Source organism: Nostoc sp. (genome assembly GCF_036917755.1).
GTDB lineage: Bacteria > Cyanobacteriota > Cyanobacteriia > Cyanobacteriales > Nostocaceae > Nostoc.
Map to the genome: position 1 here is coordinate 21,795 of NZ_JBALFC010000091.1, position 6,780 is coordinate 28,574.

The 6,780-nt window shown below is 44.6% G+C and carries 4 protein-coding genes and 1 pseudogene; 3 read left to right on the top strand and 2 right to left on the bottom strand.

Features of this window, described 5'->3' with window-relative positions; genetic code table 11:
• Nucleotides 1-246 precede the first annotated feature (246 nt).
• The gene (locus tag V7L05_RS19675; protein ID WP_335166438.1) at nt 247-1,401 is read left to right on the top strand and encodes a hypothetical protein; all 1,155 of its coding nucleotides are present in this window, start codon (nt 247-249) and stop codon (nt 1,399-1,401) included.
• A 393-nt stretch (nt 1,402-1,794) separates the two neighbouring features.
• Here V7L05_RS19675 and V7L05_RS19680 read toward each other — a convergent pair whose 3' ends face one another.
• A complete protein-coding gene (locus tag V7L05_RS19680; protein WP_335166439.1) occupies nt 1,795-2,847 on the bottom strand; it encodes a hypothetical protein in 1,053 nt (350 codons plus the stop codon).
• Between the two features lie 863 nt (nt 2,848-3,710).
• On the opposite strand from V7L05_RS19680, the gene V7L05_RS19685 reads away from it, so the two are divergent.
• Nucleotides 3,711-5,639, top strand: a complete 1,929-nt coding sequence (locus tag V7L05_RS19685) for an alpha-amylase family glycosyl hydrolase (protein WP_335166441.1) — start codon at nt 3,711-3,713, stop codon at nt 5,637-5,639.
• A 212-nt stretch (nt 5,640-5,851) separates the two neighbouring features.
• On the top strand, nt 5,852-6,280 hold the full coding sequence (locus tag V7L05_RS19690) for a DUF29 domain-containing protein (RefSeq protein ID WP_335166443.1): 429 nt from the start codon (nt 5,852-5,854) through the stop codon (nt 6,278-6,280).
• 229 nt (nt 6,281-6,509) lie between these two features.
• Here the strand turns inward: V7L05_RS19690 and V7L05_RS19695 are convergent.
• A pseudogene (locus V7L05_RS19695) lies at nt 6,510-6,780 on the bottom strand (hypothetical protein); the annotation flags it as partial.

A 6,780-nucleotide genomic window follows, 5' to 3' on the forward strand; every position in this document is an offset into this window, starting at 1 on the left:
ATACTCAACTACTTCTTGTGGGGTAATTTATTTGTTGTCAGTCCCTTAGCAGCTTGCTAGAGAGATTTAACGGGCAAAATCAGGTAAAGTCTCCGTGAATAAATTGTAAAAAAACTAACTTTTAACCAATCAATAATCTATCTATCATCGACAATCCAGTAGTCTAATTCTCTAACTGAAATGGCGTGGGCAGGGGCTAATTGTCCAAAATGCGCTCACAGACTCAAAGAATAATCGAGGATAGAGATGATGACAAAGCTTGGTTACACAGTGTTTAAACGCGTCACCACTGCGCGTTTGCTACGTAAAATCTGTTTGCTGGCGCTGACTGTGCCTTTGCTCGCAAGTTCCGCAATCAGTTTGGCGACTGCGAAAGAGAAAGAGTACGAGGACGAAAACGAGTCATACGTGATCGGTCTTTGGGGCGATTTACCCTACTCGGACTTGCAGGCGACGAAGGGGGTTCCAAACCTCATCGCTGACATGAACGCCCAAAATCTGGCCTTCACTGTCCACGACGGCGACCTGAAGGCGGGCAACTCTACGCCTGGCTCGGTAACACCCACCACTTGCAGCAATGCTCTCTATACCCAGGGACTCGGCTACTTCAACGCCCTGAAAGCACCAGCAGCCTTCACGCCGGGCGACAACGATTGGACTGACTGCGATCGCCCCTCAAACGGTGGATTCAACTCACGCGATCGCCTCGACTACGAGCGTCAGGTATTCTTCAGCACGAGTTTTTCCCTCGGTCAGCGTCGGCTACGTCAGGAGGTGCAAAAGACACCGCTATGCCTTAGTGCAAACGGCACCGGTGTCCCCTGTGTTGAGAACCGCCGATGGACGGTCGGTAAAGTTACTTATGCGACACTCAATATCCAAGGTTCGTGTAATAACCTATGCGACACTGCGCCAGACCCGCAGGAGTATGCGGCGCGAAACGCAGCTAATATTGCATGGATGAAAGAGACTTTTCAAATAGCAAAGTCACAGAAATCCGTGGCGGTGATGTTTATCTCCCAAGGCGATCCGGGATGGGATCTGACCGACGGAACCAGAGCGCCTTTGCGTGATCCGAAGACGCTCGCGGAAACTGATGGGCAGCCTGATGGCTTCCAGAGCTTTTTATTAGCGTTGCGCGATCAGGTGATTGCTTTCCGTAAACCGATTGCCTACGTACACGGTGACTCGCACTACTACCGCGTTGACAAGCCATTTCTGGATGCTCAAGGCAGACGCCTTGAGAACTTCACTCGTGTCGAGACATTTGGCGACAATGCGGCGAACGGCACTAACGATGTGAATTGGGTCAAGGCGACCGTAAATCCCTGTAGTCGAGAGGTGTTTTCGTATCAGCCACAGATTGTTCCCGGCAATCGAGTAGCGGTTCCGTCTCCGTAACGTCATGCAGTTTCTAATTGTTAGGAACTGCAAACTTAAAGAAGAATTTAGAAGTCAGAATTCAGGAGTCAGAATCAATCAGCTAAAAGGGCGGTTAGAAACCGCGCGCCAGGTGCTTCAAGTCGGCGGAGCCGCCCAACGCACTGGCTTGTCTACACAGGCAAAACCCACCTCCGTGGGTTAAGAATCCTTGATTTTGTATTATTAGTCCACGGAGGTGGACTTTGTTTGTGTAGCCCCGTAAAGCCTTCGGCATAGCTTCGCTTAGCGCGTCAGCGTGCCGGAGGCTCTATTCTATTCGCCCTGGCTTAAGTTGACACCAATGAGCAGTGCTGTGCCCCTACGACAGATGTGGTTCAAATAGATGAACACATGAACACTGCTGTAAGTTGACTAGGCGAACTCTATAGTCTCAACAAACTCTAAAATACTCTCCTTGATGTCTTCGGCTTCTTCTTCAACAGAATCGGGAGTTTCGCCGTTAATAAAGCTGTGCTGATTACTAACTATATACAAAAATTCACCCCTGATAAAGGTGAGCAGCCCTCGGTAAGCGTCTAATCTGATCGCAGTTCCATTATTTTCTTGCTTAGAAATCGTCGAACCTTTAGGCATATCAATTAACACGTAGTAAGCGCCTCGCAAAGTATCTGACAAATATTCGGTATACTCTACAGAAGCATCTGGTACATTCGCAAAAATCGCTTGGGGTACATACTTGTCTACTAAGATTGCTTGTAAATATTCTTCTTGTCCAACAGATTCCAGTTCCTCTAACTGTTCTAGGGGGAAAGGATAATAATCGATTCTTAGCAAAGTACCGATGTCATCAGAAAAGCCAACTACTCCTTCCTGGCTTTGAATTCTACCGCCCTGCTGCGGATCAACCGGAATCGGTACCGTAAAATTACCTAAAAGCGATTGATATGTCTGTTCATTAAAATCTTCAATGACTACTGTTTCATCTTCGTCATCGTCAGCATATTCTTCATTTTCTGCTTCTTTAAAGGCGGCAATTACCTCCTTAATAATTTCCTCTGCTTCTTCATCCTCCAGTTCCAAGGCTGCTTGTAGCTTTTTGAGGTAGAGTTGTTTCGATTTCGGGATGGCGAGGTCATCGTCTAAAAGCACTATCACCCCAGCTGCAAAACCATCCAGCACTAATTCATCTGAGAGAGATACTTTGGCGACATTAAACAAAGGCCCAATTCCTTCTTCTTCTGCAATGCCGATGAGTCGGTCAACTATTTCTGTGATTTCATCTTCAGAGTATTCCTCGAAGACCTCGAATTCCCAGAGGATACCTGCTAAACTTTCTGCATCTACATCTTCAATGGATGAATCAGCGATCGCAGTGACAGTTGCGATCGCCGCCACAGCTTCCTCTGGACTTAGTGATTCCTCTGATGTCTTTGGTGAGTTAAAAACCTTGTCATATTTGGTCATAATTGCTACCTGAATTAATTGCTTAATAGTAATAACAGATTGAAAGTGACAATGGTCAGTTTACCAATGGAGCGAATCTTCTAGAGAAAAAGTTGGCTAATACGTGGTTTACTCAGTATTGCTCAGGTGTAACGAAACCTTGTTGACTGTTGTCAAATATATACTTAAACACTAGCTAGGCTCAATATTTACCGCAAGTTACTTTCACGAGATATTGTAAATTTTTGTGATCAAGCAATTACTGTTAACAAGTTCGGTGGGTATAAGTTCCCCGCAACTATTCCTCGTTCCCATACTCCGTATGGGAATGCATTCATTGAGTCTCTGACTCAATTCTGACCAAGATTTAACTGGAGGCAGAGCCTCAAATCAGCCATTCCCATGCTCTTCATGGGAACAAGGGAATATTTTCCTCGTTTTCCTCGTTCCCATACTCCGTATGGGAATGCCTTCATTGAGTCTCTGACTCAATTCTGACTAATATTTAACTGGAGGATTTAACTGGAGGCAGAGCCTCAAATCAGCCATTCCCATGAAGAGCATGGGAACGAGGGAATATTGTAAATTTTTGTGATGAAGCAATTACAAGCGCTCGATGACTCAAAGAGGCTGCGCTATCACAAAACTGTACTTCCGACTTCCGACTTCCGACTTCCGACTTATTTAATAACTGCTACATTCCTTTGTTTTTATCCTCTAGCAGATGAATTATATCTATCGATAGAATTATAAACTAGCTAGCGATAGATACCTACACCGTGGGCCGGATGTCACAATACCGAAGTTTGTAGTGACACACAATACTCGAAACGTTGTACTGTTGGTTCTACAAGTGTCAATTACATGAAATTTTGAGTTTTTTTATGGTACAAACCCCTCCATCTCAGTTTTCACCAGATCAATACAAAGTTGATTCTGCACAAGAAAAAGTAGAAGCTATTATAGAAACACCACCATCAGAAACTGAGATTGATTTAGAATTTCTTTATACCAGAGATATTGAATTTCGTCAGGAAACCATTTACTTTGCTGTGGTCGATCGCTTTTATGATGGCGATCCAGATAATAGCGAAGGTGCAAACTCAGAACTGTACGATCCAACTAGACAAGAGTGGGGTAAGTACTGGGGTGGCGACTTGCAAGGGGTCATTGATAAATTAGATTATCTCAAAAACATGGGCGTGACTGCCCTTTGGCTAACTCCACTGTTCGAGCAGGTTGAAGAGTTATTTATTAGCAATGCGGCGATGCATGGCTATTGGACAAAAGACTTTAAGCGGATTAATCCTCGCTACATTGCTGAGGGAGAAAACCCTTCTTTAAACGCCACCCAAGAAGAAAAAAATACCACCTTTGATCGGTTAATTACAGAACTGCACAAGCGGAATATGAAGCTAGTGCTAGATATTGTCTGCAACCATAGTAGCCCTGATACTAGCGGTAGCAAAGGTGAATTATATGATGATGGCGTCAAAATTGCTGACTTCAATGATGATGTCAATAATTGGTATCACCACTATGGCGAAGTGCAAAACTGGGAAGACGATTGGCAAGTGCAAAACTGTGAACTATCTGGTCTAGCAACCTTCAATGAAAACAATACGGAATATCGGGAGTATATTAAGTCAGCAATCAAACAATGGCTAGACCGGGGTGTAGATGCACTGCGGGTGGATACTGTCAAGCACATGCCCATCTGGTTTTGGCAAGAATTCACTGGCGAGATGACCAATCACAAACCAGATGTATTTATTTTTGGTGAATGGATTTACAGTAATCCTAGTGACGATCGCTCCGTAGAATTTGTTAACCATTCAGGGATGACACTTCTAGACTTCGGCTTGTGCGTGGCAATTCGAGCCGCACTAGGGCAAGGTTCAGAAAACGGATTTCAAACAATTCAATACATTTTTGACCAAGATTATCGCTACAACGGGGCAACCGAGTTAGTTACCTTCATCGATAACCATGATATGTGTCGCTTCCAATCGCTGAATCCCGATCCAGCGATGTTGAAAGTAGCGATCGCTTTAATTATGACATCTCGCGGCATTCCCTGCATTTACTACGGTACAGAACAGTATCTGCATAACGACACCGATGGCGGTAACGACCCGTATAACCGCCCAATGATGGAAAATTGGGATACTGAGAGCGAGATTTATCGTTGCATCAGGTTGCTGTCTGGCTTACGGCGACTGAATCCCGCCGTCTCAATGGGTAGCCACTGGCAAAAATACTTAACACCCGACGTTTACTGTTATGTGCGTCGCTATCGTGACTCTGTGTGTTTTGTCGCTTTAAACCGGGGAGGAGAAGTTACCTTACCAGAAGTAGAAACAGAATTACCCGATGGCGAACATACCTGCGTAGTGACTCGCAATAAGTATGAGGTGAAAGACGGCAAGATTTATAACCTAGTATTAGAAGAACGGGGAGTGCTTGTTTTCAGCCATGTTGGTGAACGGATAAAAGCCCAGACGATTGTCCGCGTGCAACTTAATGGCGTGGATACCCAACCCGGTGAAATCATTGTAGTGACAGGAGATTGCCCAGAGTTGGGTAACTGGGATATCAGTAAAGCATATCCTTTAGAGTACATCAACTCAAATACTTGGTCTGCCGAGATTCCCTTTGATGAGAGTGCCGGTAAGCTGATTACTTATAAATATGCCATGTGGCGGGAAGGGCGATCGCCTCTGCGCGAAAATCTCGTAAATCGTCGTTGGGTGATTGCCAAAGAAGGTACTGTTAAATGGCGTGATACCTGGGCATCGGGAAGGGAATCTTAGAGTTTAGATGCAGGACTTACGCAAACAATAGCCAAAAAGAGTGATTTTCTTCTTAGGGCAATTCATGAATTGCCCCAGAGGGCGTATGGTTTTGCGTAAGTCCTAGTTTTAGCCCTACTTTCTTTGTAAAATGTCTAGTAAAGCATTGCATTGGGCGAAAATAGGCAAAATGTCGCTGAAAACAGAGGGGGTAAGTGTTGATGAGTAAAGGAATGCTCTACAATCAGGACTTTTTACTGTGGACGCAGCAACAGGCTGAGTGTCTGAAGAAAGGACGCTGGGCTGAGTTAGACGTTGGACATTTGGTAGAGGAACTAGCGGCTTTGGGTCGGAGTGAACAAAAGGAACTTGGAAGTTATTTGCAGGTGCTTTTAATGCACTTACTCAAAAGCCAATATCAACCAGAGCGAAAAACCAAAAGTTGGGTTAACACAATCTCAAACTGCCGAAACAAAATTCAGGATTGTCTAGAAGATACTCCCAGTTTGCAGCGCTTTCTTGAAGACTGGGAGTTGATACAGAAATATTATCGCCGCGCCCGTCGAGATGCAGCAAATGAGACTCAAACACCAATAGAGACTTTTCCCCTTGAGTGTCCTTTTAGTATTGAACAGGTTATTGAACCCGAATTTTTTATCTAGTTACGCGTTTTTTAACTCAATACGCTTGGGTTAACGTGAAAGCCTTTTAAAAACTCGTTTCCAGCCTCTGGCTGGAAATGCACCTGATAGGGGCTCTGCCGCAAGTCTTGAGGCGGCAGCCCTCTCGGAATGCATTCCCAGTCTCCGACTGGGAACGAGATAATCTCTAAAAGCTGCTTCTCTCCTAACTTTCACCTTAAGTTGACACGTATGAGCTTTTTCTGTACCCCTACGACAGATGTGGTTTAAATACATGAAAACTGCTGTAACTGTATTTTGTTCTTAAAACAGCGCGATGTTCATTAGAGATGTCGTGATGTTCATTAGAGATGTCGTGATGTTCATGAGAGATGTCGTGATGTTCATGAGACATATCGTGATGTTCATGAGACATGTCGTGATGTTCATTAGACCTCTTGCAAAAGTCCCAGATGCGTGGGACAAATAAGTTAGAGTTGGGTAGCATTAATGACCTACGAACAAGTAAAGATCCTAAAGCC